This is a genomic window from Micromonospora mirobrigensis (assembly GCF_900091555.1).
GTDB lineage: Bacteria > Actinomycetota > Actinomycetes > Mycobacteriales > Micromonosporaceae > Micromonospora > Micromonospora mirobrigensis.
This window is the reverse complement of sequence record NZ_FMCX01000003.1, coordinates 185242-211625: the sequence shown is the minus strand read 5'-3', so window position 1 is coordinate 211625 and position 26384 is coordinate 185242. Positions and strand designations below refer to the sequence as shown.

25 protein-coding genes are annotated in these 26384 nt (G+C 72.5%); 13 read left to right on the top strand and 12 right to left on the bottom strand.

Annotation, left to right across the window (positions count from 1 at the left end):
- Positions 1-2 precede the first annotated feature (2 nt).
- On the bottom strand, positions 3-419 hold the full coding sequence (locus GA0070564_RS12150; RefSeq protein ID WP_091607803.1) for a VOC family protein: 417 nt from the start codon (positions 417-419) through the stop codon (positions 3-5).
- Entirely contained in the window at positions 395-967 is a 573-nt protein-coding gene (locus GA0070564_RS12145; protein ID WP_091607801.1) for a cob(I)yrinic acid a,c-diamide adenosyltransferase, read from the bottom strand. Before GA0070564_RS12145 ends, GA0070564_RS12150 begins: the two co-directional genes overlap by 25 nt.
- Here GA0070564_RS12145 and murA point away from each other — a divergent pair.
- Together murA and GA0070564_RS12135 are read left to right on the top strand one after the other, a co-directional pair.
- Positions 966-2408 carry a UDP-N-acetylglucosamine 1-carboxyvinyltransferase gene (gene murA, locus GA0070564_RS12140; protein ID WP_091607798.1) on the top strand — a complete coding sequence of 481 codons (1443 nt, stop codon included), beginning with the start codon at positions 966-968 and terminating at the stop codon, positions 2406-2408. The two genes, GA0070564_RS12145 and murA, sit on opposite strands and share 2 nt — an antisense overlap.
- Before the next feature lie 93 nt (positions 2409-2501).
- Positions 2502-3350 carry a 3-hydroxyacyl-CoA dehydrogenase family protein gene (locus GA0070564_RS12135; protein ID WP_091607795.1) on the top strand — a complete coding sequence of 283 codons (849 nt, stop codon included), beginning with the start codon at positions 2502-2504 and terminating at the stop codon, positions 3348-3350.
- Between the two features lie 37 nt (positions 3351-3387).
- On the opposite strand, the gene GA0070564_RS12130 is transcribed toward GA0070564_RS12135, so the two are convergent.
- The 3 genes from GA0070564_RS12130 to GA0070564_RS12120 are packed head-to-tail and all read right to left on the bottom strand — an operon-like array spanning position 3388 to position 5907.
- Positions 3388-4197: an alpha/beta hydrolase gene (locus GA0070564_RS12130; protein ID WP_091607791.1), complete on the bottom strand. Its 810-nt coding sequence runs from the start codon at positions 4195-4197 to the stop codon at positions 3388-3390.
- A gap of 16 nt (positions 4198-4213) precedes the next feature.
- Positions 4214-5062 carry an ABC transporter permease gene (locus GA0070564_RS12125; RefSeq protein WP_091607790.1) on the bottom strand — a complete coding sequence of 283 codons (849 nt, stop codon included), beginning with the start codon at positions 5060-5062 and terminating at the stop codon, positions 4214-4216.
- The gene (locus tag GA0070564_RS12120) at positions 5062-5907 is read right to left on the bottom strand and encodes an ABC transporter ATP-binding protein (RefSeq protein ID WP_091607786.1); all 846 of its coding nucleotides are present in this window, start codon (positions 5905-5907) and stop codon (positions 5062-5064) included. Before GA0070564_RS12120 ends, GA0070564_RS12125 begins: the two co-directional genes overlap by 1 nt.
- A gap of 152 nt (positions 5908-6059) precedes the next feature.
- Here GA0070564_RS12120 and GA0070564_RS12115 point away from each other — a divergent pair, with 152 nt between their 5' ends.
- Positions 6060-8066: a protein meaA gene (locus tag GA0070564_RS12115; RefSeq protein WP_091607784.1), complete on the top strand. Its 2007-nt coding sequence runs from the start codon at positions 6060-6062 to the stop codon at positions 8064-8066.
- A 76-nt stretch (positions 8067-8142) separates the two neighbouring features.
- Here GA0070564_RS12115 and GA0070564_RS12110 read toward each other — a convergent pair whose 3' ends face one another.
- A complete protein-coding gene (locus GA0070564_RS12110) occupies positions 8143-8439 on the bottom strand; it encodes a DUF1540 domain-containing protein (protein WP_091607780.1) in 297 nt (98 codons plus the stop codon).
- 525 nt (positions 8440-8964) lie between these two features.
- On the opposite strand from GA0070564_RS12110, the gene GA0070564_RS12105 reads away from it, so the two are divergent.
- Positions 8965-9555 carry a hypothetical protein gene (locus GA0070564_RS12105; RefSeq protein ID WP_091607777.1) on the top strand — a complete coding sequence of 197 codons (591 nt, stop codon included), beginning with the start codon at positions 8965-8967 and terminating at the stop codon, positions 9553-9555.
- 200 nt (positions 9556-9755) lie between these two features.
- Here the strand turns inward: GA0070564_RS12105 and GA0070564_RS12100 are convergent, their stop codons facing one another.
- Positions 9756-10373, bottom strand: coding sequence for a DUF4126 domain-containing protein (locus tag GA0070564_RS12100; protein ID WP_091607775.1), 618 nt, complete (start codon positions 10371-10373; stop codon positions 9756-9758).
- Positions 10374-10444: 71 nt separating this feature from the next.
- Between GA0070564_RS12100 and nucS the strand changes: the two genes are divergently transcribed.
- Positions 10445-11104 carry an endonuclease NucS gene (nucS, locus tag GA0070564_RS12095; RefSeq protein WP_091609098.1) on the top strand — a complete coding sequence of 220 codons (660 nt, stop codon included), beginning with the start codon at positions 10445-10447 and terminating at the stop codon, positions 11102-11104.
- 36 nt (positions 11105-11140) lie between these two features.
- Here the strand turns inward: nucS and GA0070564_RS12090 are convergent, their stop codons facing one another.
- Complete coding sequence (locus tag GA0070564_RS12090; RefSeq protein WP_091607773.1) at positions 11141-12640, bottom strand: aldehyde dehydrogenase family protein; 1500 nt, start codon at positions 12638-12640, stop codon at positions 11141-11143.
- Between the two features lie 253 nt (positions 12641-12893).
- On the opposite strand from GA0070564_RS12090, the gene GA0070564_RS12085 reads away from it, so the two are divergent.
- The 6 genes from GA0070564_RS12085 (at position 12894) to GA0070564_RS12060 (ending at position 18131) form a co-directional block, all read left to right on the top strand.
- Complete coding sequence (locus tag GA0070564_RS12085; protein WP_245669976.1) at positions 12894-13319, top strand: FHA domain-containing protein; 426 nt, start codon at positions 12894-12896, stop codon at positions 13317-13319.
- Positions 13320-13472: 153 nt separating this feature from the next.
- On the top strand, positions 13473-15263 hold the full coding sequence (locus GA0070564_RS12080) for a 3-hydroxyacyl-CoA dehydrogenase family protein (protein WP_091607767.1): 1791 nt from the start codon (positions 13473-13475) through the stop codon (positions 15261-15263).
- Between the two features lie 41 nt (positions 15264-15304).
- Positions 15305-15799, top strand: coding sequence for a SigE family RNA polymerase sigma factor (locus tag GA0070564_RS12075; protein WP_091607765.1), 495 nt, complete (start codon positions 15305-15307; stop codon positions 15797-15799).
- On the top strand, positions 15796-16851 hold the full coding sequence (locus GA0070564_RS12070; RefSeq protein WP_091607761.1) for a hypothetical protein: 1056 nt from the start codon (positions 15796-15798) through the stop codon (positions 16849-16851). The genes GA0070564_RS12075 and GA0070564_RS12070 overlap by 4 nt, the downstream gene beginning before the upstream one ends.
- Before the next feature lie 76 nt (positions 16852-16927).
- A complete protein-coding gene (locus GA0070564_RS12065; RefSeq protein ID WP_091609096.1) occupies positions 16928-17254 on the top strand; it encodes a hypothetical protein in 327 nt (108 codons plus the stop codon).
- 67 nt (positions 17255-17321) lie between these two features.
- Positions 17322-18131, top strand: coding sequence for an alpha/beta hydrolase (locus GA0070564_RS12060; RefSeq protein WP_091607758.1), 810 nt, complete (start codon positions 17322-17324; stop codon positions 18129-18131).
- A 15-nt stretch (positions 18132-18146) separates the two neighbouring features.
- On the opposite strand, the gene GA0070564_RS12055 is transcribed toward GA0070564_RS12060, so the two are convergent.
- From GA0070564_RS12055 to mce, 4 genes are all read right to left on the bottom strand, one after another.
- Entirely contained in the window at positions 18147-20138 is a 1992-nt protein-coding gene (locus GA0070564_RS12055; protein ID WP_091607754.1) for a hypothetical protein, read from the bottom strand.
- A gap of 179 nt (positions 20139-20317) precedes the next feature.
- Complete coding sequence (locus tag GA0070564_RS12050) at positions 20318-21577, bottom strand: coiled-coil domain-containing protein (protein ID WP_091607751.1); 1260 nt, start codon at positions 21575-21577, stop codon at positions 20318-20320.
- A 318-nt stretch (positions 21578-21895) separates the two neighbouring features.
- A complete protein-coding gene (ccrA, locus tag GA0070564_RS12045) occupies positions 21896-23251 on the bottom strand; it encodes a crotonyl-CoA carboxylase/reductase (protein ID WP_091609093.1) in 1356 nt (451 codons plus the stop codon).
- A 293-nt stretch (positions 23252-23544) separates the two neighbouring features.
- On the bottom strand, positions 23545-24018 hold the full coding sequence (gene mce / locus GA0070564_RS12040) for a methylmalonyl-CoA epimerase (RefSeq protein WP_088972906.1): 474 nt from the start codon (positions 24016-24018) through the stop codon (positions 23545-23547).
- A gap of 64 nt (positions 24019-24082) precedes the next feature.
- Between mce and GA0070564_RS12035 the strand changes: the two genes are divergently transcribed.
- Positions 24083-25282, top strand: coding sequence for an acetyl-CoA C-acetyltransferase (locus GA0070564_RS12035; RefSeq protein ID WP_091607747.1), 1200 nt, complete (start codon positions 24083-24085; stop codon positions 25280-25282).
- Positions 25283-25397: 115 nt separating this feature from the next.
- Positions 25398-26333 carry a methylmalonyl Co-A mutase-associated GTPase MeaB gene (meaB, locus tag GA0070564_RS12030; protein WP_425412471.1) on the top strand — a complete coding sequence of 312 codons (936 nt, stop codon included), beginning with the start codon at positions 25398-25400 and terminating at the stop codon, positions 26331-26333.
- The last annotated feature ends 51 nt before the right edge of the window (positions 26334-26384 follow it).

Here is a 26384-nt window from a genome sequence, read left to right as displayed (position 1 = left end):
GGTCACTCCCCGGCGACCAGCTCCACCTCGTACCCCTGCCCGTCGGCCAGGTAGCCGGCGTAGGTCCCGGGGCCCCCGGCGTGCGGGTGCCGGTCGGCGAAGAGCAGCTCCCAGCCGTACGCCGGCGCGGCGGCGACCAGCCGGTCCACCTCGGCGGGCGGACCGGCGTGGAAGGCCAGGTGGTTCAGCCCCGGGGCGAGCCGGTCGTGCACCGGCCCGGACAGCGCCGGGGACCGCTCCATGACCAGGTACGTCGGGCCGAGCCGCCAGGACCGGCCGGCCGGCCAGTCCTGGAACGGCGTCCAGCCCAGCTCGCCCAGGAGCCAGCCCCAGCTCAGCATCGCCGCGTCGAGATCGGGTACCCAGACCTCGACGTGGTGCAGCGATCCGTGGCTCAGCGCCTGCCGCCCGGGACCCATAGCACATCGCCGGCCGGATTTGCCGTTCTTGACAGGATGAACAGCAGATCGGAGAGGCGGTTGAGATACTTGGCCGGAAGGGAGCTGGTGCGATCCGGATCGTGTCCGACCAGCGTCCAGGCCGCCCGTTCGGCGCGCCGGGCGATCGTCCGTGCCACGTGCAGCAGCGCCGCGCCCGCGGTGCCGCCGGGGAGGATGAAGGAGTCGAGCTTGCTCAGGCGCCCGTTGTACTCGTCGCACCAGCCCTCGAGGCGCTCCACGTACTCCTCGGTGACCCGCAGCGGCGGATACTCGGGGTCCGGCTCGACCGGGGTCGCCAGGTCCGCGCCCACGTCGAACAGGTCGTTCTGGATCGACGCCAGCACCGTACGCAGCTCGTCGTCGAGCTGCCCGAGGGCGAGCGCCACACCGATCGCGGCGTTGCACTCGTCGACATCCGCGTACGCCGCGATCCGGGGATCGGTCTTCGGCACCTGCTCGTTGTTGCTCAGCCTGGTCATGCCGGCGTCGCCGGCCTTGGTGTAGATGCGCGTGAGGTGGACGGCCATGACGCACAGCCTACGGATACCCGACCTGACCATCCCGGCGCGGCCCGACGGCGCCGCCGCCCGGTCGGTCGGGGTGGGGCCCGGCGACGCCGGTGACCCGGCGGTCAACGACGTCGATGTGATCCGGGTCCGGGGCGGCGCCCGGCTCGCCGGCACCGTGCACGTGGTGGGTGCGAAGAACTCGGCGTTGAAGCTGATGGCCGCCGCGCTGCTGGCCCCCGGCCGGAACGTGATCACCAACGTCCCCCGGATCACCGACATCGCGATCATGGGGGAGGTGCTGCGCCGGCTCGGCTGCGAGGTCCGGTTCGACGCCGACGACCCGGTGGACCCGATGGTGGCCCGGGGCGGGGTGGCCCGTTCCCGTCAGGTCGTCATCGACGTGCCGGAGCAGCCCGGGGCGGAGGCCGACTACGACCTGGTCCGTCGGCTGCGCGCCTCGATCTGCGTGCTCGGCCCGCTGCTGGCCCGCCGCGGCCACGTCCGGGTGGCGCACCCCGGCGGGGACGCGATCGGCTCCCGGGGCCTGGACATGCACATCGCCGGGCTGGCCCGGATGGGCGCGGAGATCTCCGGCGAGCACGGCTTCGTCATCGCCGAGGCGCCGGACGGGCTGCACGGCGCGGAGATCCTGCTGGACTTCCCGAGCGTGGGCGCGACCGAGAACCTGGTGATGGCGGCGGTGCTGGCCCGGGGCGAGACGGTGATCGACAACGCCGCCCGGGAGCCCGAGATCGTGGACATCTGCATGATGCTGCGTGGGATGGGCGCCCGGATCTCCGGCGCGGGCAGCTCGACGCTGCGCATCGTCGGCGTACCGGAGCTGCGGCCGGTGCGGCACGCCACGGTGGGGGACCGGATCGTCGCCGGGACGTGGGCGTTCGCCGCCGCGATGACCCGCGGCGACGTCACGGTGACCGGGGTGCAGCCGGCCTTCCTGGAGGTCGCGCTGGACAAGCTGGTCGCGGCCGGTGGCCTGGTGGAGACCCGCGGCGACGCCTTCCGGGTACGGATGGACGACCGTCCCCGGGCGGTGGACGTGGTGACCCTGCCGTTCCCGGGCTTCGCCACCGACCTGCTGCCGATGGCGATCGGGCTGGCCGCGGTGAGCGACGGGGCGTCCCTGATCACCGAGAACATCTTCGACGGCCGGTTCATGTTCGCCAACGAGATGATGCGGCTGGGTGCGGACATCAAGACCGACGGCCACCACGCGGTGGTACGCGGCCGTGAGCAGCTCTCCGGCGCGCCGGTGCGGGCCACCGACATCCGGGCCGGGGCCGGCCTGATCATCGCCGGGCTCTGCGCCGACGGGCTCACCGAGGTTTCCCACGTGCACCACGTCGACCGGGGCTATCCGGACTTCGTGGCGGACCTGCGGGCGCTCGGCGTGCAGGTGGAGCGGGGCACCGCGCCGGAGGAGCCGGACCTGACCATCTGAGCGGACGGCCACCGCGCAGCGGCCGGCTTAATCTTCGTTCAACCCCGCCGGTTAGGGTGCTGGCAGACACTCAACCAGGCGAGGGAGAAGCAGATGGCGGGTCGACTCGCGGTCATCGGTGCCGGGCTGATGGGCTCGGGCATCGCCCAGGTCGCGGCGCAGGCGGGTTGGCAGGTGACCCTGCGGGACGTGGACGACGCGGCCACGAAGCGGGGCGTCGACGGCATCCGCAGGTCGCTGACGAAGTTCGCCGAGAAGGGGAAGATCGAGGCGTCCGACGTCGAGGCGGCCCTCGGCCGGATCACCCCGACCACCGAGCTGGAGGCGGCCGGCGACGCGGACATCGTGGTCGAGGCGGTCTTCGAGAAGCTCGAGATCAAGCACGAGGTGTTCCGGGCGCTGGACAAGATCTGCAAGTCCGACGCGATCCTCGCCACCAACACCTCGGCAATCCCGGTCACCCAGATCGCCACCGTCACCCAGCGGCCGGAGGCCGTCGTCGGCACCCACTTCTTCTCCCCGGTGCCGATGATGAAGCTCTGCGAGCTGGTCCGCGGCTACAAGACCAGCGACGAGACGCTGAACCGGGCGAAGGACTTCGCCGAGGGGATCGGCAAGACCGTGGTGGTGGTCAACCGGGACATCGCCGGCTTCGTGACCACCCGGCTGATCTGTGCCCTCGCCATGGAGGCGGTCAAGCTGGTCGAGTCGGGCGTGATCTCCGCCGAGGACCTGGACACCGCGTGCAAGCTGGGCTTCGGCCACGCCATGGGCCCACTGGCCACGGTCGACCTGACCGGCGTGGACGTGCTGCTCAACGCCACGAAGAACATCTACACCGACACCGCGGACGAGAAGTTCTTCCCGCCGGAGCTGCTCCAGCGGATGGCGACCGCCGGTGACCTGGGCCGCAAGACCGGCCAGGGTTTCTACTCGTACTGACGTCCGGCGCCGTCCCCGGCCGGACCGGTCGGGGACGTCACGGCCGGCCGGGCGGGGTGAGCGCGGTGCCGAGCAGGGCGAACGCCTCCGGGATGACGGTGCCCCAGTAGCCGAAGTTGTGCCGGCCGTCCGACCAGCGGGTCACCCTCGCCGGCTCCGGGAGTTCCCCGGCCAGGGTGCGGACGTCGCGCAGCAGGTTGTCCTGCCGGCCGCACCAGAGCCCCACCGGGGTCCCGCGCAGCCGGTCCACCCCGGCGAAGACCGCGTCGCCCGGGCGCACGGCGGGGGAGAAGGCCGCCACCGCCCGCACCCATCCCGGGTACGTCTCGGCGAGCAGCAGCGCGCCGAAGCCCCCCATCGACCAGCCCCATGCGGCGAGCCGGCTGCTGTCGAAGCCCCGGCGGGCACACCAGGTGGGCATCTCCTCCCGGACCATCCGCTGGGGGTCGTCGGCGCCGGAGGGGCGCCAGGAGAGCCGTCCGCCGGCCGCCCCGGCGAGGACGAACGGCGGGGTGCCCCGGCGTACCGCGTCGGTGAGGAAGCGGGCCAGGCCCAGCCGGCCGTAGTCGCGGGGGGTGGCCGAGGCGCCGTGCAGCACCAGGCAGACCGGCAGGCCCCGGCCGTCGCCGTACCCCTCGGGCACGGCCGTCCAGAAGTCGACCTCGCGGTTGCGGGCGCCGGAGCGGATCCGGATCAGCCGCTCGTCCCCGACGGGCACGTCGGGGGCGCCGGTGGACTCCGCCGTGTTCCGCCGGATCTCCCGGGCGGCCAGCCCGCCGACGACGGCGGCGCCGGCCACCCCGGCTCCGGCGGTCAGCACCGTGCGCCGGGTCACGATTCTCGCCATGCGGCGAGTCTGCCATTCAGCCGTCGCGCTTGGTGGTCCAGCGGAAGGTGGTCAGGCAGAGAACCAGGCCGACCACGCACCAGAGCGCCAGGACCAGCGCGACCCGGCCCAGTTCGAACGAGCCGCCGGGCTCCCGCGCGCCGAAGCTCTCCGGCAGGAAGACCGCCCGCAGGCCCTGGCACATCCACTTGAGCGGGAAGAGCGCGGCGATCTGCTGCATCCAGGCCGGCAGGTCGGTGAAGACGAAGAACACCCCGGAGATGAACTGGAGCACCAGGGCGACCGGGGTGACCACGGCGGAGCCGCTGCGGGCGGTGCGGGCCAGCGAGGAGATGGCGATGCCGCAGAGGGTGCAGGCGGTGACGCCCAGCACCGACACCCAGCCGAAGGTGACCCACTTCCCGACGGTGGCCGGCAGGTCCAGGTCGAACAGGAGCACGGCGAAGGCCAGCAGCAGGGCGGTCTCGGCGATGCCGATCGCCACCACCATGATCACCTTGCCGGCGAACCAGACCCACTTCGGCATCGGTGTGCCCCGGTAGCGCTTGAGGACGCCCCGGTCCCGCTCGATCGGGATCCAGATGCCGAGGTTCTGGAAGCTCACCGTCATCAGGCCGGTGGCGATCATGCCGGTGATGAAGTACTGGGTGAACTTCACCCCGCCGCCGATCGTCCCGTCGAAGATCGACGCGAAGATCAGGATCATGATGATCGGGAAGCCCATCGTGAACACGACGGACTCCCGGCTGCGCAGGAACTGGGTGATCTCCAGCCGGCCCTGCCGCAGCGCGAGGGCGCCCGAGCCGAGCCGCCGGGCACCGGGGGCGGCGGCGACCGGAGCCGCCGGCTTCGTCGTGGTCGTCATCAGTGTCCGATCATCTTCAGGTAGACGTCTTCCAGGGTCGGCCGGGTCACCGTCAGGCCGGGGACCTCGCCGCCGAAGCGCGCGGCCAGTTCCGCCACCAGCGCCGTCGGCGTCGCGCTCTCCGCGCTCTCCGCCACCCCCTCCGGGGTACGCCAGGAGACGGTGGCCAGGGCGTCCTGCCGGTTGCCCAGCCGGTTCGGCGGGGCCACCTCGACCAGCCGGCCGCCGGCGATCACGCCCACCCGGTCGGCGAGCGACTCCGCCTCGTCCAGGTAGTGCGTGGTGAGCACGATGGTGGTGCCGGCGGCGGCCAGGTCCCGGATCAGCTCCCAGAACTCGCGGCGGGCCTCCGGGTCGAAGCCGGTGGTCGGCTCGTCGAGGAAGAGCAGCTCGGGCCGGCCGATGATGCCCAGTGCCACGTCGAGGCGGCGCTTCTGCCCGCCGGAGAGAGTGTGCGTCCGGGCCTTGGCCTTGGCGCTCAGCCCGACCCGCTCGACGACCTTGTCCGGGTCGTCGGCGTCGGGATAGAAGCCGGAGAAGTGCCGGACCACCTCGCCGACGGTCAGCTCGTCGAACTCGCCGGTGCCCTGGAGCACGATCCCGACCCGGGAGCGCCAGTCGGCGGCCGGTGAGCCGGGGTCGCTGCCCAGCACCGAGACCTCACCCGCGTCGCGACGCCGGTAGCCCTCCAGGATCTCCACCGTGGTGGTCTTGCCGGCGCCGTTCGGGCCGAGCAGCGCGAACACCTCGCCCCGGTGGACGTCGAGGTCGACCCCTGCCACCGCGAGGTTGTCGCCGTACGCCTTGCGCAGTCCCCGTACGGAGATCGCGAGCTGGTCATCCATGCCGTCAAGTGTGCGACCGCCGGGTGTCTGGCGGGGCCCCGGGGTGTGGTGGTGTCGGCCATACGGCACCCGGCGGGCCCGGTGGACCGGTCACATGGACCTGTGTGGTTTTCCACAGCCCGTTTTACTGAACGGTAACTTAGACTCCGGCCATGGACGAGAAGGCACTCCCGGGCCGGCTGCCGGAGCGCGACCGCCCCTGGGTGATGCGCACGTACGCCGGGCACTCCTCCGCCGCGGCCACCAACGCGCTCTTCCGGCGCAACCTGGCCAAGGGCCAGACCGGCCTGTCGGTCGCCTTCGATCTGCCCACCCAGACCGGGTACGACCCGGACCACGAGCTCGCCACCGGCGAGGTCGGCCGGGTCGGGGTGCCGGTGGCGCACCTGGGCGACATGCGGGCCCTCTTCGAGGGCATCCCGATCGCCGAGATGAACACGTCCATGACGATCAACGCGCCGGCGATGTGGCTGCTCGGCCTCTACGGCACGGTCGCCGTCGAGCAGGGCGCCGAGCTGAGCCGCTGCGCCGGCACCACCCAGAACGACATCATCAAGGAGTACCTGTCCCGGGGGACGTACATCTTCCCGCCGGCCGCGTCGCTGCGGCTGACCGCCGACGTCATCGCGTACACGCTGCGCGAGATGCCCCGGTGGAACCCGGTGAACATCTGCTCGTACCACCTCCAGGAGGCCGGCGCGACGCCGGTGCAGGAGGTCGGCTTCGCGCTGGCCACCGCCGTCGCCGTGCTCGACGCGGTACGCGACTGCGGCCAGGTGCCCGCCGAGCGGATGGGCGACGTGGTGCAGCGGATCTCCTTCTTCGTCAACGCCGGGGTGCGCTTCGTCGAGGAGATCGCCAAGATGCGCGCCTTCGGGACGCTCTGGGACGAGATCACCCGCGAGCGCTACGGCGTGACGAACCCGAAGCAGCGCCGCTTCCGCTACGGCGTGCAGGTCAACTCGCTCGGCCTGACCGAGGCCCAGCCGGAGAACAACATCCAGCGGATCGTGCTGGAGATGCTGGGCGTGACGTTCTCCCGGGACGCCCGGGCCCGCGCCGTGCAGCTGCCCGCCTGGAACGAGGCGCTCGGCCTGCCCCGCCCCTGGGACCAGCAGTGGTCGCTGCGGATGCAGCAGGTGCTGGCGTACGAGTCGGACCTGCTCGAATACCCCGACCTCTTCGAGGGCTCGCACGTGATGACCGCCCTGGTCGACGGGATCGTCACCGGTGCACGTACCGAGCTTGCGAAGGTGCTGGAGATGGGCGGCGTGGTGGCCGCCGTGGAGACCGGCTACCTGAAGAGCGCCCTGGTCGCCTCGCTGGCGGAACGACGCCGTCGGATGGAGGTCGGCACCGACGTGGTGGTCGGGGTCAACCGGTTCACCGAGACCGAGCCGTCGCCGCTGACCGCGGCCGGCGCCGAGGCGATCGAACAGGTCGACCCGGCGGTCGAGGAAGCCGCCGCCAACTCCGTACGCGAATGGCGGGCCGGCCGGGACGACGCGGCGGTCGACGCGGCGCTGACCCGGCTGCGCAAGGAGGCCGCGACCACCGCGAACCTGATGGACGCGACGCTCGAGTGCGTGCGGGCCGGAGTGACCACCGGCGAGTGGGCGGGCGCGCTGCGCCAGGTCTTCGGCGAGTACCGGGCGCCCACCGGGCTGACCGGCGCGGCCGGTGCCAGCGGCGACGCGGGGCTCGCCGGGGTCCGCGAGCGGGTCGCCGCCACCGCCCGCGAGCTGGGCAGCGGTCGGTTGCGGCTGCTGGTCGGCAAACCCGGCCTGGACGGACACTCCAACGGCGCCGAGCAGATCGCGGTACGCGCCCGCGACGCCGGCTTCGAGGTGGTCTACCAGGGCATCCGGCTGACCGCCGGGCAGATCGTGGCCGCCGCCATGGAGGAGGACGTCGACCTGGTCGGCCTCTCCGTACTCTCCGGCTCGCACCTGGCCGCCGTGCCCGCGGTGCTGGACGGGCTGCGCGCCGCCGGTCGCCCCGACCTGCCCGTGGTGGTCGGCGGCATCATCCCCAACCCGGACGCGGACACCCTCCGCGCCGCCGGGGTGGCCCGCGTCTTCACCCCCCGCGACTTCGCCCTCACCGGCATCATCGACGAGCTCGTCACCGTCATCCGCGAGGCCAACGACCTGCCCTGAGCCTCGGCCCCGGCGCCGTCCCCGGTTCGCTCCTGTCTCCGGTGGTTGCTGTCCCCGGTGGCCGGGGTCGGGCCGGTCAGCGGGCGGTGTAGGTCATGCAGTCCGCGCCGTCGTTGTCCGGGCCGACCCGGATCGACGGGGCGTGGCACTCCAATTCGGAGTTGTGCCGGCAGTCCGATCGCTGGCAGGCCCCGACCTGGGCGATCAGGGTCTCGATCCCACCGCGGACCGGCATCTCGATGAAGGTGTGGCAGTGCGCGTGGCTGCTGCTGCCGATCGTGATCGCGAACGCGTGGCAGGCGTTCGTCTGGTTGTAGGCACAGGAGGTCGCCACGCACTCCTGCACCCGGGGCATCTCCATCGCTGCGGTCACGGCGACCTCCCTCTCGACTCTTGTCCCGATGCTAGGTAATTGGTGAGGTTTGTCCCTGTGGATTCCGATCCGCTCACCCCCAGGAGTGCCGCCCCGGACTTCCGGCATCCATGGGCCACTTCCTCGCAGGATCGAGCAGCGAAGTCTTCCCTCCGCTCGCCACCTGGGCGGTTAGGAGCCGGATGTCCGTTTCTTCCGGACCGCGCGGTGGAATGGCGGCCGGCCCCGGGCCGCTACACCCTCTGGACGACCGCAGCAGCACCCCCGGCTGCCAGCGCCGATGCCCCGACGGATCGGGCCGGGCCCCGGAATGATCCCGGGTCCGAGGTCGTTACACATGGTCCGCCGCCACGACGAGCCCTACGGGTTCGGGTGGCTGGCAGGAACCGGTGCTGGTCGCGATGAGCCCTCAGGGTCCGCGACCGCCCCCCAGAGACTTTTCCCTGGATCTTTTTGAGCGCCTGACGGTGCTTGCGCGTCGCCTGATCCCCCTCGGGTGGCGCGCCAACCCCAAGGAGCTTCGTCATGAACAAGATGCTGACCAAGAGTGTGCTGGGTATTGCTGGTCTTGCTTTCACCGGTGGTGTGTTCGCCGGTCCGGCTGCCGCTCACGCTGCTGAGCCGGTGCACGCCTCCCCGGTCGCCGCGGTGCAGGCCGACAAGCCGGGCGTGGACGCGAAGGCGCTGATCCCGCACGGTGTGCAGGGCACCCAGTCGCACATCGACCTGAACGACGAGCAGACCGCCAACGCCAAGGCGATCATCGCCGCCACGAAGAAGGCCGGTCTGCCGGAGCGGGCCGCGGTGATCTCGATCGCGACGAGCCTGCAGGAGTCGAAGCTGGAGAACCTGGGTCACCTGGGCGACAAGAACGACCACGATTCGCTGGGCCTGTTCCAGCAGCGCCCGTCCAGTGGTTGGGGCAGCCCGGAGCAGATCACCGACCCGGCCTACTCGACGACGGCGTTCCTGAAGGGTCTGAAGCAGGTCGACGGCTGGCAGGACATGCCCCTGACCGACGCCGCCCAGACCGTCCAGGTCTCGGCCTACCCCGACGCCTACGCCCAGTGGGAGCAGCAGGCCGCCGACCTCGTCGCCCAGCACTGGAACAACTGACCCATGAACGAACGCTGGCCGGCACCCTTGACGGGTGCCGGCCAGCAGCATCTCCACGGCCGAACGCCGAAGCGACGGACACCAGCCCGACCACGACGGGCTCGGGGGCGAGCGTCCCCGGCGCAGGGATCAAGCCTGACCGCCCGGAGCCGGGGACGCTCGCCCCCGAGCCCCCGACCCGCCGACCGGCAAGAACAGAACTAGACCCGGAACCCAGCCCCCCGAGCAGCCGCCCGCTCCCGCTGCCGGTCCTTGCGCCGCCGCAGGAACCAGAACAGGAACCCGACCAACCCGACCAGGAAGACCAGCACCAGCACCGGCAGCAGGAGCGCCACCACCGACATCACCGCGCTGGTCGCGTCCTCGGCGGTGCTGGCCACCGGCGCGCCGAACCCGGCGGTGGTCGCGTTGATGACCGGCCGGGCCGCCGACTTGAGCAGGTGCACGCCGAGCGCGATGAGGACGCCGGTGACCACCGGCACCCACTGGTGGGAGGAGAAGAACGTGTCCGGGTTGCTGACCGTGACGGTCTCCGAGGTGGAGCCGGCGCCGAAGGCCAGGCCGCCGGCGGTCGGCCGGACGACGGTCTGCAACACGTCGTTGAAATGGTCGACCACCGGCACCTTGTCGGCCACCACCTCGACGGCGAGCAGCACGGCGAGGATGCCGATCACCCAGCCGTTGCCCAGCCACTGCCAGCCGCTGGGCAGGTCGACCAGATCGGTGTAGCGGGCGAGTACGCCCATCAGGAGGAGGGGGATGTAGGCGTTCAGCCCGGCCGATGCGGCCAGGCCGGAGCCGGTGAGGACTTCGAGCACGATCTCAGCATCGCACCGGCGCGCCAGTGCCGCTCGTCGGCGCGGGCCGGCCCCTCGGCTACCCTCGTCGGGTGCGGTTGGTCATTGCGAAGTGCTCGGTGGACTATGTCGGACGGCTCTCGGCTCACCTGCCGCTGGCCACCCGGCTGTTGATGGTGAAGGCGGACGGGTCGGTGTCGATCCACGCCGACGACCGGGCGTACAAGCCGCTGAACTGGATGAGCCCGCCGTGCCGGCTGGAGGAGGCCCCCGGCGTCTGGCGGGTGGTGAACAAGGCCGGCGAGGAACTGCGGATCACCCTGGAGGAGGTCTTCCAGGACACCTCGTACGAGCTGGGCGTCGACCCGGGGCTGCGCAAGGACGGCGTGGAGGCGCACCTCCAGGAGCTGCTGGCCGCCAACCCGACCACGTTGGGCGAGGGCTTCACCCTGGTCCGGCGGGAGTACATGACGGCCATCGGCCCGGTCGACCTGCTCTGCCGGGACGCCAACTCCGGCGCGGTGGCGGTGGAGGTGAAGCGGCGCGGTGAGATCGACGGCGTCGAGCAGCTCACCCGCTATCTGGAGCTGATGAACCGCGATCCGCTGCTCGCCCCGGTGAGCGGGGTGTTCGCGGCGCAGGAGATCAAGCCGCAGGCCCGGGTGCTCGCCACCGACCGGGGCATCCGCTGCGTGGTCGTCGACTACGACAAGCTGCGTGGCATCGAGCGCGACGAGCTGACGCTCTTCTGAGCCGCCGCACCGGCCGGGGCCGTGAGCGGCGCGGGCTCAGCGCCGGCCGTACATCAGTTTGACGGCCTTGACCAGGCGGGCCACGTCGGCCGGGGTCCGCTCGAAGGTCATCGATGGCAGCAGTGACCGGGCCCGCCGTCGGGTGATCGCCTTGGGCCGGCTGAACTCGCGCAGGCCGTCCTCGCCGTGGATGCGGCCGAAGCCGGAGTCGCCCACCCCGCCGAACGGCAGGGTGGACATGCCGGCGAAGGTGAGCGCCGAGTTGACCGAGGCCATGCCCGAACGCAGCCGCCGGGCGATCGCCACCGCGCGGGCCCGACCGAAGACCGAACCTCCGAGGCCGTACGACAGGGCGTTGGCCCGGTGTACGGCCTCGTCGGCGTCGCGGACCCGGGTGACGGTCACCGTCGGGCCGAACGTCTCCTCGCGGATCGCCGACGAGTCCTCCGGGACGTCGACCAGCACGGTCGGGTGGACGTACGGCGGCTGCACGGCGTCCGCCCCGCCGAGGACGGCCCGGCCACCCCGGGCCAGCGCGTCGTCGATGTGCCGGCGGATCACGTCGACCTGGCTCGGCATGGTGATCGGGCCGATGTCGGCGCCCTCGGCGCCCACGGTCAGTCGGCCGGCCCGCTCGACCACCTTGGCGACGAAGGCGTCGTAGACCGGCTCCACCGCGTACACCCGCTCGATGCCGATGCAGGTCTGCCCAGCGTTGGTCAGCGCGCCCCAGACGCACGCCTCCGCGGCGGCGTCCAGGTCGGCGTCGGAGTCGACGATCATCGCGTCCTTGCCGCCGGCCTCGATCAGCACCGGGGTCAGCGACTCGGCGCAGGCGGCCATCACCTTCCTGGCCGTCGCCGTGGAGCCGGTGAAAGCCACCTTGTCCACGCCGGAGCGGCAGAGCGCGGCGCCCACGTCGCCGAGCCCGTGCACGGCGCTGAACACCGGGTGCTCCGGCGTCACCTCGGCGAAGCTGTCGACCAGCCACTGGCCGACGGTCGGGGTGTACTCGCTGGGCTTGAAGACCACCGCGTTGCCGGCGGCCAGCGCGTACGCGGCGGAGCCGACCGGGGTGAAGACCGGGTAGTTCCACGGGCCGATCACGCCGATCACCCCGTACGGCTGGTATTCGAGGTGGCCTGCGAACTCGGCGAGGATCAGCCGGGACCGGACCCGACGCGGGCCGAGCACCCGGCCGGCGTTGCGCGCGGCCCAGTCGATGTGCTCGATCGCGGTGGTGATCTCGACGATCGCGTCGGCGACCGGCTTGCCGCCCTCGTCGTGGACCAGCTGGGCGAGCTGCTCGATCCGCTGGGCGAGCAGGGACCGCCAGCGCAGCAGCCGTTCGCGGCGCCCGGTGAAACCGAGCCCGGCCCACCACTGGCCGGCGGCCCGGGCCCGGTCGACCGCCGCGGTGACGTCGGGCGGGTCGGTGACCGGCACCCGGCCGGCCTCGGCGCCGGTGGCCGGGCTGGTGGAGACCAGTTGGCCGGCGGAGATGGCGGGGGCTCCCGGGACATGCACAGCCGTCATGGCCTGGAGTCTAGACCCGCTCCTTACCGGCCGGTAGGGGTCGCGGATCGACGGACGTACGCGCCGCCGCCGGTGACGCCGCTGCCGGCGCAACTGACCGGACCGGTGAACGGAAGTCGACCACCCGACGTACACGGGGTGACCACGCGGGGGTACTGGCGACTACGGTGGGGTGGCAGGCTGACCGCGGCGACGGTGGGTGGGGAGCTGACTGTCCATGCAGGATCATCCGGAATTCGTTCCGACCTTGAGAGTGGCCGACGGGCCGATGCGCGGGGTGAGCTTCCGGCTCAGCCGGGTCCAGCAGGTGATCGGCCGGGCGATGGCGACGGCCGACATCGTGCTTCAGGACCCGCACCTGAGTCGCAAGCACGCGACCGTTCAGGTGACCGACGAGGGCGTGGCGCTGGTCGACCTCGGCTCGACCAACGGCACCTGGGTCAACGACCGCAGGATCGACGCCCCGGCCTGGCTCAGCGACGGGGACGTCATCCGGATGGGCCGCAGCGAGCTGCGCTTCTCCGACCCCGGGATGGCGCGTACCGACCCGGTGGGGATCCGCTTCGACGCGCGGCAGACCCACCGGCCGACCCTGCCGTTGCCGATCGCGCCGAACCGCCGTCCCCAGGACGACGGGTCGACCTGGGGGATGCCCCGGGAGGTGGAGGCCCGGTCCTGACGGTCCACCCGCCGCTCGGCCCGCGGCCGCGGCCGGCGGTGGTGAAATATCCCACGGCGTCTCGACAACGGAGCGTCACGTGGCAGACTCCGGCGCATAACCTCAACGGCCGTTAAGTACGGCAACGACGGAGTCAACCAGGGGAGGCCGGTCGTGGCGCGCGAGTTCACCAGTGTGGGTGTGGTGGGGCTGGGCACCATGGGTGCCGGCATCGTGGAAGTCTTCGCCCGCAACGGCATCGACGTGGTGGCGGTGGAGATCTCCGCGGCCGCCCTGGAGCGCGGCCGGGCCACGCTGAAGGGCTCCACCGACCGGGCCGTCGCCAAGGGCAAGCTCGCCGAGGCCGACCGGGACGCCCTGCACGCCCGGGTCGACTTCCAGGTGGGGCTGGGCGCCCTGCACTCGGTGGACCTGGTGATCGAGGCCGTCCCCGAGCACCTGGACCTCAAGCAGCGGATCTTCGCCGAGCTGGACCGGGTCTGCAAGCCCGAGGCGATCCTGGCCACCAACACCTCGTCGCTGAGCGTCACCGAGATCTCCGTGGCCACCGCCCGACCCAACCAGGTCATCGGCATCCACTTCTTCAACCCGGCGCCGGTGATGAAACTGGTCGAGGTGGTCCGCACGGTGGTCACCTCCGCCGACGTGGTGGCCGACGTCGAGGCCCTCTGCGACCGGCTCGGCAAGGTCGACGTCACCATCAGCGACCGGGCCGGCTTCATCGCCAACGCGTTGCTCTTCGGCTACCTCAACCACGCCGTGAGCATGTTCGAGGCGAAGTACGCCACCCGCGAGGACATCGACGCCGCCATGAAGCTCGGCTGCGGCCTGCCGATGGGCCCGCTCGCCCTGATGGACCTGATCGGCCTGGACACCGCGTACGAGATCCTGGACACCATGTACCGGCGCGGCGGGCGGGACCGCCGGCACGCACCGGTGCCGCTGATCAAGCAGATGGTCACCGCGGGGCTGCTCGGCCGGAAGTCCGGCCGCGGCTTCTACACCTACGAGCGGCCGGGTTCCCCGGTGGTCGTACCCGACGGGCAGACCCCGGCCGCGACGGGCCCGGCGCTCGCCGACGGCGCGCGGGGGATCGCGAAGGTCGGCGTGGTCGGCTCCGGCACCATGGCCACCGGCATCATCGAGGTCTTCGCCAAGGCCGGCTACGAGGTCGTCTCGGTGACCCGCGGCGCGGAGAAGTCGGCCAAGGTCTTCGAGACGGTGAAGACCTCGCTGAACAAGAGCGTGGTCCGGGGCAAGCTGACCGAGGCCGACCGGGACGCCGCGCTGGGCCGGATCAACTGGTCGGCGACGCTGGAGCACCTGGCCGACGTCGACCTGGTGGTCGAGGCGGTGATCGAGGAGCTGAGCGTCAAGAAGGCGCTCTTCGCCAGCCTCGACGAGATCTGCAAGCCGGGCGTCGTGCTGGCCACCACCACCTCGTCGCTGCCGGTGATCGACGTCGCGATGGCCACCCAGCGGCCGGCCGACGTGATCGGCCTGCACTTCTTCAACCCGGCCCCGGTGATGCCGCTGGTCGAGGTGGTGCAGACCATCCGCACCTCCGCGGAGACCACCGCCACGGCCCGCGCGATCTGCGCCGCCGTCGGCAAGACCGGCGTGGTCTGTGGCGACCGGTCCGGCTTCGTCGTCAACGCGCTGCTCTTCCCCTACCTCAACGACGCGGTGAAGATGCTGGAGGCGAGCTACTCCACCGCCGACGACATCGACCACGCCATGAAGCTCGGCTGCGGCTACCCGATGGGTCCGTTCGAGCTGCTCGACGTGGTCGGGCTGGACGTCTCGCTGGCCATCCAGCGCGAGCTCTACCTGGAGCTGCGCGAGCCCGGCTTCGCTCCGGCGCCGCTGCTGGAGCACCTGGTCACCGCCGGCTACCTGGGCCGCAAGAGCGGTCGCGGGTTCCGCGACCACACCCGGCGCTGACGGCGGTCAACGCCCGCCGCCGGTGACGGCGTCTTGAGGATGTGACCTTCGAGGAGTACGTCGGCAGCCGCGGCCCGGCCCTGATCCGGCTGGCCCGGCTGCTGACCGGCGACCAGCACCGGGCCGAGGACCTGACCCAGGACGTGCTGGCCAAGGCGTACCTGCACTGGCGGAAGATCTCCCGGGCGGACCGGCCCGACGTGTACGTGCGCCGGATGCTGGTGAACGCCAACGCGTCCTGGTGGCGGCGCCGGTCGAACCGGGAGCAGGCCACCGACACGTTCGCCGAACGCCCGCAACCGGGCGACCTCGGCGGTGAGGCGGCCACCCGGGACGAGATGTGGCGGCTGATCCTCGGCCTGCCCGACCGGCAACGTGCCGTGCTGGTGCTGCGCTACTACGAGGACCTGGACGACGCGACCATCGCGCAGATCCTGGACTGCTCCCCGGTCACCGTCCGCACCCACGCGATGCGGGCGCTCGCCCATCTCCGGGAGCGCGTCGGCGCCCCGATGACCAACGGGAGCCGGCCGTGACCGACCTGGATCAGGACATTCTTCGTACCCTCCGGGACCACGCCGAGGGGCCGGTGGACACCGACCGGCTGGTGGCCCGGTCGGTGGCCGGTGGCCGCCGCCGGCGGCGGCGCCGGCACGCGCTGATCGGCGGCGGTCTCGCCCTGGTGGCGCTGCTCGGCGGCGTCGCCGTCGGACCGGGCCTGCCCGGCGTGGGGCGGCCGTTCACCGCCGCCGGGCCGGCCGCGCCGGCCGGCGCGGTTCCACCGCTGGTGCGTTCCGCGCCGGGCGCCGCCGACGCCCCGCAGACGCTCGGCACCGACGCGCAGCTGCTGCACTTCGGCGTCGACACCGCCAAGGCCCGCTACCTGGGCTGGGCGTCCGGGGACGGCGGGACGGAGAGCGTACGGCTGGACGTCGGCGACGGGCGGCCCGTCACCGTGGAGCTGGCACGATCGCCGCGGCCGCTGCGCGAATCCACCCCCCAGGGAGTGCCCTGGGACGTCGCCGAACTCGCCGGCGACGCGGGCTTCGACGGCCGGACCATCCGGCTGACCGTGGACGGCCTGCCGATCCAGGTCCGTCAGTGGCAACCGGCACCCGGGGTGTACGCCCGGGCCACCGTCTCGGCCGACCGGGACACCGGGCTCACCGTGGCGGCGCAGGCGCTGCGGCTGGACGAGGCGCGCCGCTGTGCCGCCCCGGTCCGCCTTCGGACCGTGCCGGGTGGCGCGTCGATCCGCTGCCAGGTCGACGCCGACAGCTATCCGAGGCTGCTCACCGCGCGGTTCACCATCGTCGGTCGGAAGGTGGGCACGGACATGACCGTCTCGTACGTCTACGCGATCGAGGCGGCCGACGCGTCGGCCCAGGGCAACACGACGATCGACGGCCGGCCGGCCATTCTCTACGAGCAGGGCCAGATGAAGCGGATGGAACTGCTCGGCTTCCCCAAGGCCCACCTGACGGTCGACTTCGGCTGGCCGTCCCGGGGCTTCGACGACCGCGACGCGGCGGCCGTGCTGAGCGGTGCCGAGGTGGCCGACCCGACCCGCCCCGACACCTGGGACTGAGCGCTTGGTCACCGACCGGCCCGCGGACGCCTCCCGTCCCGGGCCGGTCGCCGTGCCGGCCCGTACGCTGGAGAACGTGAGCCCGCGCCGCAACCGTCCCCGCCGTGACGAGCAGGCCCACGTGGATTCCGACCGGGTCCGCCAGGGCGTCGCCTCGGTCCAGCAGTGGCGCGACGGCGAGTGGCAGGTCCGCGGCATCGGCGGCGGGGCGTCGGTCAAGACGTACCGCTGCCCGGGGTGTGACCAGGAGATCCGGCCCGGGGTGGCGCACCTGGTGGCCTGGCCGGCGGACGGCTCCGGTGACCTCAGCGACCGGCGGCACTGGCACAGCGGGTGCTGGCGGGCCCGGGACCGGCGCGGCCCGGCGGTCCAGCGCGGGCGCAGCGCTCCCCGCTACGGCTGAGCGATCTGGATCACTTCGGTTCCCGCCCCGCCCGGCGGCGGGCGGCCCGAGGGGTGAGACTTGACCGGTGAGCACCCCGATCCGTGCGTCCTCGATCCTGCCCGGGCACCGCGAGGACATCGAACTGCACACCGCCGACGGCCTGCGCCTGGTCGGTGAGCTCGCCCGCCCCGCCGACCGGGAGCCGGCGGCCACCCTGGTCTGCTTCCATCCGCTGCCGACCCACGGCGGGATGATGGACAGCCACGTGCTGCGTAAGGCCGCCTGGCGGCTGCCGGCGCTGGCCGACCTGGCCGTGCTGCGTTTCAACACCCGGGGCACCAGCAGCCTGCGCGGCACCAGCGAGGGGGCCTTCGACGGCGCGGTCGGCGAGCGGTTCGACGTCGCCGCCGCCATCGAGTACGCGGAGTTCGCGGAGCTGCCGAAGATCTGGCTGCTGGGCTGGTCGTTCGGCACCGACCTGATCCTCAAGTACGGCTGCGACCCGGCCATCGAGGGCGCGGTCCTGCTCTCCCCGCCGCTGCGCTTCTCCGCCCCCGACGACCTGGCCACCTGGGCGGAGTCGGGCAAGCCGCTCACCGCGCTGGTGCCCGAGTTCGACGACTACCTGCGTCCCGCCGAGGCGCGGGAGCGGTTCGCGGCGATCCCGCAGGCCGAGGTGGTCGGGGTGGACGGCGCCAAGCACCTCTGGGTGGGCGACGCGGAGACCGCGCTCGACGAGGTGGTCCGCCGGGTCAACCCGGCCGTGCCGGTGCCGCTGCCCACCACCTGGGACGGCCCGATGGAGGCCGGCGACGTCAGCGCGTACGCCGACCGGACGGTGGCGTCGTTCGCCGACACCCCGGTCCCCGGGCCGGCGCAGAACCGGGCCGGCTGACCGTCCCCGCCGGGCTCACTCGGACTCGACCGTCACCTTGCTCGGCTTGGCGCTGCGCTCGTCGGTGGTCGGCTTGCTGGGTCGCTTGCCGTTCTCACCGGTGCTGGTGATCTTCGTGGGGGTGGCGTCCCGGCCACCCTCGCCGGGCATCGCCGCGACCGTCGGTTCGCCGTCGACCCCGGCGCTCGCCGCGCCGCCGTCGACCGTGGTGACCGGCTCCGCCGCCGGCCGGGTGGGGGAGGCGCCGTCACCCTTCGCCCCGGCCTCCGCCGGCACCGTAACCATGCCCTTGGCGCCGGCCGGGCGGTCGTCGGTCGGGCGCTTCCCGTCGGCGCCGGCCCGGGTGGAGAGGTCCGCCCCGTCGGCGACCGCCTGGAGCTTCAGCTCGGTCAGCCGCCGCTGGAGGTCGTCGGACTCCTGACGGGACTTCCAGGTCTCCTGCCGCAGGTCGGCGAGCTGCTGCTGGGCCTGCGCGATCTCCAGCATCACCTGGGCGAGCTGCTGGCGGCCGGTGGCCACCTCCTGCTGGGTGGCGGCGAGGTGCTGCTGGGTGGTCGCCAGGTGCTGCTGGGTGGTGGCCGCGTACTCCTCGTACTGACGCCGTCCGGCCGCGACGTGCTCGTCGGCCTTGCGGCGCTGCTCGGCGGCGGCCTCCTCGGCCCGGCGGAGCAGCTCGGCCGACTCCTCCTCGGCCCGCCGGCGCAGGGTCGCCGCGTCCTGCTCGGCGGCCTGCCGGATCCCGGCCGCCCCCTGCTCGATCTCGTCGCGGCGGGCCGCGTACGCCGACTCCAGCTCGTCCTGCCGGGCCCCGTGCTGCTGCGCCAGCTGCTCCTGGCGGGACCGGTACTGCTGCTCGGCCTCGTCGCGGCGCTTGGCGTACTCCTGCTCCACGGCGGCCTTGCGCCGGGCCAGCTCCTGGTCGGCCTGCTCCCGCCGGGAGTTGACCTCCTTCTCCACCCCGGCCCGCCAGGCGCCCAGCTCCTGCTGCGTCTGGGCTCGGGCCTGCTGCACGTACGACTCGGTCTCGGCGCGCATCCGTTGCACGTACGACTCGGTCTCGGCACGGTGCCGCTTGGCCGCCTCGCCCGCCTCGGTGGTGAGCCGGTTGGCCTCCTGCCGGGCCCGACCCCGGGTGGCCTTCGCGGCCTCCTCGGCGTCGTCGGTGATCTTCTTGGCCTCCTGGAGCGCCTTCGCGTGGGTGGCCCGCCCGGCCTCGGTCGCCTGCTCGGTGAGGCGCCGGGCCTCCTGCTGGGCCTTGGCGTGCACCTCCTTGGCGGCGTCGCGGAGCTGGGTGGCCTCCTGCTGGGCCTTGGCCAGGGCGTCCTGCGCGTTCTTGCGCAGCGTGGTCGCCTCCTGCTGCGCCCGGTTGTGGATCTCCTTGGCGGTGTCGCGGAGCTGGGTGGCCTCCTGCTGGGCCTTGGCCAGCGCGTCCTGGGCCTCCTTGCGCAGGCGGGTGGTCTCCTCGGACGTGCTGCGGCGCAGCGTGGCCGAGTCCTCGCGGGCCTTGGCGAGGGTGGCCTCGGCCTCCGCCCTGCGGGAGGCGGTGTGCCGCTCCTCCTCGGCCCGGCGGGCGGCGAGCGCGATCTCGAAGTCCTTCAGGGCCTGCGCGGCCTGACCGCGGGCCTCCTCGATGATGTGCTCGGCGGCGGCCCGGCGGGCCTCGATCTCCTGGTTGGCGGCGGCCAGGATGGCGTCCGCCTGCTCCTCGGCGATGGTGAGGATCTGCTCGACCCGCGGCCCCAGGTGCCGGAACGAGGCCCGGTCCACCACGCCCACCTGCTTGCGCACCTGGGCCAGATCCCGCTGTAGGTGCTCCACCTGGCCGGCCAGCTTGTGGATCTGGGTGTAGGCCTGCTCCCGCTCGGCCGTCAGCGTCGAGATCTCGTGCTCCGCACGAGCGACGTACCGGTCGACCTGTCGTTTCTCGTACCCCCGCAGAGCGGACTCGAAGCTGGGCTCCGTGGTCACGTCCCCGCCGAGAGCGAACAGTTCCTCGCCGTGCGACATGCCCCCATCCTCACACGCATCCGGCCCGGTTGGGGCGATACGGACGCCCCGGTTGGGACCTACTTCACTCCCCCCAGGAGGGCCGCGACCGGAGGGTGGGAAACGCGTACGGCGCGGGGTTCGACCGGTCACCCGGTGTCACCCCGCGCCGTGCGGTCATGCCCCGTGCGGGCGGTCGGTCAGCTGGCCGACTCCGCGTTCACCTTGGCGTTGGTGGCCTCGGCCGGCTTGGCCGGCTCCGCCTTGGCCGGCGCGGCGGCCGGCACCCCCGGGACGATGCCGGCCAGGCCGGAGAGCATCTGTCCGAGCTGGGAGGTGACGGCGTCCTTCTGCCGGGTGAGGTCCTCGACCTCGCGGCGGGCCGCCTGGGTGGTCAGCTCGGCCTCGGTGCGCGCCTCGCTGAGCAGCCGCTGCGACTCGGCCTTGGCCTCGCCGAGCGTCTTCTCGGCCAGCGCCTTGGCCTTCTCCACCCGCTCGTTGGCGGTGCGCTCGGACTCGACCCGACGGGACTCGGCGCGCTGCTCGATCTCCTTGGCCCGATCCTGGGCGGCCCGGGCCCGCTGCTCGGCCTCGCCGACCAGCTTCTGGGTCTGCGCCACCTGGGCGGCGTGCCGCTCGGACTCCTCGCGCTCGGCCTTCTCCCGCCGCTCGGCGAGCTGGAGCTCCAGGGCCTGGAGGTCCTTGTCGCGCTTGTCCCGCGCGTCGGTGAGCAGCTTGGTGGCCTCGGCCCGCTTCTCCTCGGCCTCGCGGGCCGCCTTCGCCCGCTGCTGGGTGATCTCCCGCTCGGCGGTGGCCCGCAGGGTGGCGACCTCACGCTCGACGGTGGACTTCAGCTCGGCCACCTCGTGCGCGGTGACCGTACGCAGCTGCTTGGTCTCCCGCTCCGCGTCGGAGCGCAGGGTGTCCGCCTCGCGGCGGGCCTGCACCCGGACCTCGGCCGCCTCCCGCTCGGCGGCGGTGCGGACGCTGCCCGCCTCCCGCTCGGCGGTGGCCTTCATCGCCGCGGCCTCGGCCCGGGCCTTGTCGGTGATCTCGCGGGCCTCGAGGCGGGCGGCGGAGAGGATGCCCTCCGACTCGCGCTTGGCCTCGTTGCGGTGGTCGTTGGCCTGCTCCTCGGCCAGCCGGAGGATCTGCTCGACGCGGGTGCCCAGGCCGGAGAGGGTCGGCCGGCTGTTCTCCTCGAGCTGCTTGTTGGTGTCGGTGAGCTTCTGCTCCAGCGCGCTCTGGCGCTGCTCGGCCTGGCGCAGCCGGCGCTGGGCGTCGTTCATCCGCTGCTCGGCCTCGGCCCGGGCCTGCTCGGACTGGGTGAGGGCGGCGGTCAGCCGGCCGATGAAGTCATCGACCTGACCGACGTTGTAGCCGCGCAGGCCAACGGTGAAATCTGGCTGCGAGTTCGCGTTATCGAAGAACGCGAGAGGGGAGGACTGCTGCTGGGGCATTGGGACATACTGGCAGACGCCCCAGGGGCCTTCGCAAGAGCGGTCCGGAGCTTTCCTGTCCTCATTACATGGTCAACTTCGCTGGGCCGGGACACCGGACCAAACGGCGATCTTGGCAGCTCCCGGGCGCGGCGGACGGCACGCAGGGTGACCGCGGAAAAGGGCCGCGGGACGTCGCCCGCGGCCCTTTGTCGAGCCGTACCGGTATCGAGCAAATGGGATTCCCGCCCCGGGGAACCGAAAGGCAATGCCCGGCTCGCCGCAATGGTCAACCCGGCATCGGCCGGAGGGACCACCGCCGGCCACCCCGACGGGGGATCAGTGACCCCGGAACCGGTTGATCGCCGACTCGTGCCGGGCCCGCAGCTGCGGGTCGCGCACGCCGAGCCCGTCCTCGGGCGCCAGGCAGCGCACCCCCACCTTGCCCTGGTGCGCGTTGCGGTGCACCTCGTACGCGGCCTGGCCGGTCTGCTCCAGCGGGTACGTCCTCGACACCGTCGGGTGGATCTGGCCGAGCGCGACCAGCCGGTTGGCCTGCCACGCCTCGTGGTAGTTGGCGAAGTGGCTGCCGACGATCCGCTTCAGGTGCATCCACAGGTAGCGGTTGTCGTACTGGTGCAGGAAGCCGCTGGTGGACGCGCAGGTGACGATGGTGCCGCCCTTCTTGGCGACGTAGACGCTCGCGCCGAAGGTCTCCCGACCCGGGTGCTCGAAGACGATGTCCGGGTCCTCCCCGCCGGTCAGCTCCCGGATCCGCTCGCCGAAGCGGCGCCACTCGTCCTGGTCCTGGGTCTGTTCGTCCTTCCAGAACCGGAAGCCCTCGGCGGTGCGGTCGATGACCAGCTCGGCGCCCATCTTCCGGCACAGCTCGGCCTTCTCCGGGGAGGAGACGACGCAGACCGGGATCGCCCCGCCGTTGAGCGCCATCTGGGTGGCGTAGCCGCCGAGGCCGCCGGAGGCGCCCCAGATCAGCACCACGTCGCCCTGCTTCATGTTCGCGCCGTGGTGCGACACCAGCTGCCGGTACGCCGTCGAGTTGACCAGCCCGGGGCTGGCCGCCTCGTCCCAGCTCAGGTGGCGCGGCTTCGGCATCAGCTGGTTGGCCTTGACCACGCAGAGCTCGGCGAGACCGCCGAAGTTGGTCTCGAAGCCCCAGATCCGCTGCTGCGGGTCGAGCATCGTGTCGTCGTGCCCGGCCGCGTCCTCCAGCTCCACCGACAGGCAGTGCGCGACCACCTCGTCGCCGGCCTTCCAGCGGGTCACCCCGGGGCCGGTCCGCAGGACCACGCCGGCGGCGTCCGAGCCGACCACGTGGTACGGCAGGTCGTGCCGGCGGGTCAGCTCGGAGAGCCGGCCGTAGCGCTGGAGGAACTTGAAGGTGGGCAGCGGCTCGAAGATGCTGGTCCACACGGTGTTGTAGTTGATGGCGCTGGCCATCACGGCCACCAGCGCCTCGCCCGGCGCGAGCTCGGGGGTCGGCACCTCCTGCACGTGCAGCGCCTTGCGCGGGTCCTTGTCGCGGGTGGCCATCCCGTCGAACATCCGGGTGTCCTCGGCGCGGACCACCACACCCCGGTAGCTCTCCGGTACCGGCAGGCCGGCCAGGCCGGCGAGTTCCCGCTCCGGCTGCGCGGAGCCCTCCGCAGCCATGATCGCTTCGAGGATGTCCTGCACGGTGCCCTCCCGTTCGTCCGCACCCACACCGGGGGCAGGGTGCTGCCATCGTCGGCGCCGGTAGTGGCCCGCCGCCATGTCGGCGAACGACACATCCGGCGCCGGGCACGCTCCGGTGGGGCCGGACGTTACTGAACGGTAGCTAGGGCCGGAAGTCCTCTGTGAAAAACTGCATCGGCCGATGCGTGGAGGTGTGCGGGTTGACGTTGTACCGCGCAATGCCGTGCTCGACGGCTTGTTGAGAGGGGCCCCCTGCTCTACCGGAGGCGTTGACAGGGGCCCCCTCCTTGCCTCTAGTGGCCGGCGGCGGGCTCGACCAGTTCGACCAGGACGCCGCCGGCGTCCTTGGGGTGGACGAAGTTGATCCGCGAGTCGGCGGTGCCCCGCTTCGGCTCCGGGTAGAGCAGCCGGACGCCGCGTTCGCGCAGCGCCGCGCAGGCCGCGTCGATGTCGGCCACCGTGTACGCCACCTGCTGCACCCCGGGACCGTTGCGGTCGAGGAACTTCGCGATGGTCGACTCCGGGGTCAGCGGGGCGAGCAGCTGCACGCAGCCGCCCTCGGCGGTCGGGCCGACGGCCAGCATCGCCTCGCGTACGCCCTGTTCGGTGTTGGTCTCGGTGTGCACGCAGCGCATGCCGAAGGTGCGCTGATAGAAGTCGATCGCGGCGTCCAGGTCGGCCACGGCGACCCCTACGTGGTCGATGCGGCGCAGGCCGATGTCTGTGACATAGTCGGCAGCGGGCTCGACGGGGGAGTTCTCAGCCATGGCGCTAGTCTGACCGAACAATCGTTAAGGCGTACAGGTCGGCACCCCCCCCTCGGAGGCAGGCATGGCTTCGGTGATCGTCAGCGGCGCGCGTACCCCGATGGGTCGGCTGCTCGGCAACCTCAAGGACCTCCCGGCGACGAAGCTCGGCGGGGTGGCGATCAAGGCCGCGCTGGAGCGCGCCGGCGTCGCCCCCGAGCAGGTGCAGTACGTGATCATGGGGCAGGTGCTCCAGGCCGGCACGGGTCAGATCCCGGCCCGCCAGGCGGCGGTCGAGGCGGGCATCCCGATGTCCACCCCGGCGCTCACCATCAACAAGGTCTGCCTCTCCGGCCTGGACGCGATCGCGCTGGCCGACCAGCTCATCCGGGCCGGTGAGTTCGACATCGTGGTGGCCGGCGGCATGGAGTCGATGACCAACGCCCCGCACCTGCTGCTGGGCCAGCGCACCGGCTACAAGTACGGCGACGTCACGATCAAGGACCACACGGCCCACGACGGGCTCAGCGACGCCTGGGACTGCTGCTCGATGGGCGAGTCGACCGAACGGCACGGGACGAAGCACGGCATCAGCCGCGAGGAGCAGGACACCTTCGCCGCCGCCAGCCACCAGCGCGCCGCCGCCGCCCAGAAGAACGGCCACTTCGCCGACGAGATCACCCCGGTGATCATCCCGCAGCGCAAGGGCGACCCGCTGGTGATCAGCGAGGACGAGGGGATCCGCCCGGACACCACCGCCGAGTCGCTGGCCAAGCTGCGTCCCGCCTTCACCTCCGACGGCACGATCACCGCCGGCAGCTCCTCGCCGATCTCCGACGGCGCCGCCGCGGTGGTCGTGATGAGCAAGGCCAAGGCCAAGGAGCTGGGGCTGACCTGGCTGGCCGAGGTCGGCGCGCACGGCAACGTGGCCGGCCCGGACAACTCCCTGCACTCGCAGCCGTCCAACGCGATCAACCACGCCCTGAAGAAGGGCGGGCTGAGCGTCGACGACCTCGACCTGATCGAGATCAACGAGGCGTTCGCCCAGGTGGGCATCCAGTCGGCGCGCGACCTCGGGGTGAGCCTCGACAGGATCAACGTCAACGGTGGGGCGATCGCGCTCGGCCACCCGATCGGCATGTCCGGCGCCCGGCTGGTGCTGACCCTGGCGCTGGAGCTGAAGCGGCGCGGCGGTGGCACCGGCGCGGCGGCGCTCTGCGGCGGCGGTGGTCAGGGCGACGCGCTGATCATCCACGTGCCGGCGGGCGCCGACGCCCAGCAGTGAGCGCGTGGTCCGGCGTGACCCGCGAGCGGAACAGGGGACATGACCAGTGAGCGAGACCGTCGAGAACGCCCCGGCCGCGGCCACCGGACCGGTGCGCCGCAGTCGGGACGTACCGATGCTGGTGGAGCGGGCCCGCGCGGGTGACCCCCGCGCGGTGGCCCGGCTGATCACCCTGGTCGAGTCCGGTGACGAGGTGCTGCCGCAGGTCGCGGCGGCCCTCGCGCCCTATGCCGGGCAGGCCCAGGTCGTCGGCCTGACCGGCTCGCCCGGGGTGGGCAAGTCGACCACCACCAACGAGCTGGTCCGGGCGCTGCGGGCGCGCGGCCACCGGGTCGGGGTGCTCGCCATCGACCCGTCCAGCCCGTTCACCGGCGGGGCCATCCTCGGTGACCGGGTCCGGATGCAGGACCACGCCACCGACCCGGGCGTCTACATCCGCTCGATGTCCAGCCGGGGCCACCTCGGCGGGCTCTCCGCCGCGACGCCGCAGGCGGTCCGGGTGCTGGAGGGCGCCGGCTGCGACGTGGTGCTGGTGGAGACTGTCGGCGTCGGGCAGGCCGAGGTGGAGGTCGCCTCCCTGGCCGACACCACGCTGGTGCTGCTCGCTCCCGGCATGGGCGACGCCATCCAGGCGGTGAAGGCCGGCATCCTGGAGATCGCCGACGTCTTCGTGGTCAACAAGGCCGACCGGGACGGCGCCGACGCCACCGTCCGCGACATCCAGGGCATGATCGCGCTCGGCGAGCGCGGCCCCGGGGAGTGGCGGCCGCAGGTGGTCCGCTCGATCGCCGCCCGCGGCGAGGGCATCGACGACATCGCCGCCGCGATCGACAAGCACCGCGACTGGCTGGAGAAGCACGGCGAGCTGCGCCGCCGCCGAGAGGCGCGGGCCGCCGCCGAGGTCGAGGCGATCGCGCTGGGCGCGCTGCGTGCCCGGATCGGTTCCCTGCGCGACGGTACGGAGCTCGCGACGCTCGCGGCGAAGGTGGCCGAGGGCGCCATCGACCCGTACGCCGCCGCGGACGAGCTGCTGGCCCAGCTGGGCTCCTGAACCCGCCGTCCACCTAGTACGCTCGCACCGCCTCACGGGTGTCCGTGGGGC

Excerpts from the sequence above, each read along its gene's own strand:
- GA0070564_RS12035 (WP_091607747.1), top strand. The coding sequence starts at position 24,083 with ATGGCTTCGGTGATCGTCAGCGGCGCGCGTACCCCGATGGGTCGGCTG.
- GA0070564_RS12090 (WP_091607773.1), bottom strand. The coding sequence starts at position 12,640 with ATGACGGCTGTGCATGTCCCGGGAGCCCCCGCCATCTCCGCCGGCCAA.
- GA0070564_RS12055 (WP_091607754.1), bottom strand. The coding sequence starts at position 20,138 with ATGTCGCACGGCGAGGAACTGTTCGCTCTCGGCGGGGACGTGACCACG.
- GA0070564_RS12150 (WP_091607803.1), bottom strand. The coding sequence starts at position 419 with ATGGGTCCCGGGCGGCAGGCGCTGAGCCACGGATCGCTGCACCACGTC.
- GA0070564_RS12105 (WP_091607777.1), top strand. The coding sequence starts at position 8,965 with ATGAACAAGATGCTGACCAAGAGTGTGCTGGGTATTGCTGGTCTTGCT.
- mce (WP_088972906.1), bottom strand. The coding sequence starts at position 24,018 with ATGGCTGAGAACTCCCCCGTCGAGCCCGCTGCCGACTATGTCACAGAC.
- GA0070564_RS12145 (WP_091607801.1), bottom strand. The coding sequence starts at position 967 with ATGGCCGTCCACCTCACGCGCATCTACACCAAGGCCGGCGACGCCGGC.
- GA0070564_RS12135 (WP_091607795.1), top strand. The coding sequence starts at position 2,502 with ATGGCGGGTCGACTCGCGGTCATCGGTGCCGGGCTGATGGGCTCGGGC.
- GA0070564_RS12125 (WP_091607790.1), bottom strand. The coding sequence starts at position 5,062 with ATGACGACCACGACGAAGCCGGCGGCTCCGGTCGCCGCCGCCCCCGGT.
- murA (WP_091607798.1), top strand. The coding sequence starts at position 966 with ATGACGCACAGCCTACGGATACCCGACCTGACCATCCCGGCGCGGCCC.
- meaB (WP_425412471.1), top strand. The coding sequence starts at position 25,398 with ATGCTGGTGGAGCGGGCCCGCGCGGGTGACCCCCGCGCGGTGGCCCGG.
- GA0070564_RS12130 (WP_091607791.1), bottom strand. The coding sequence starts at position 4,197 with ATGGCGAGAATCGTGACCCGGCGCACGGTGCTGACCGCCGGAGCCGGG.
- GA0070564_RS12120 (WP_091607786.1), bottom strand. The coding sequence starts at position 5,907 with ATGGATGACCAGCTCGCGATCTCCGTACGGGGACTGCGCAAGGCGTAC.
- GA0070564_RS12115 (WP_091607784.1), top strand. The coding sequence starts at position 6,060 with ATGGACGAGAAGGCACTCCCGGGCCGGCTGCCGGAGCGCGACCGCCCC.
- GA0070564_RS12050 (WP_091607751.1), bottom strand. The coding sequence starts at position 21,577 with ATGCCCCAGCAGCAGTCCTCCCCTCTCGCGTTCTTCGATAACGCGAAC.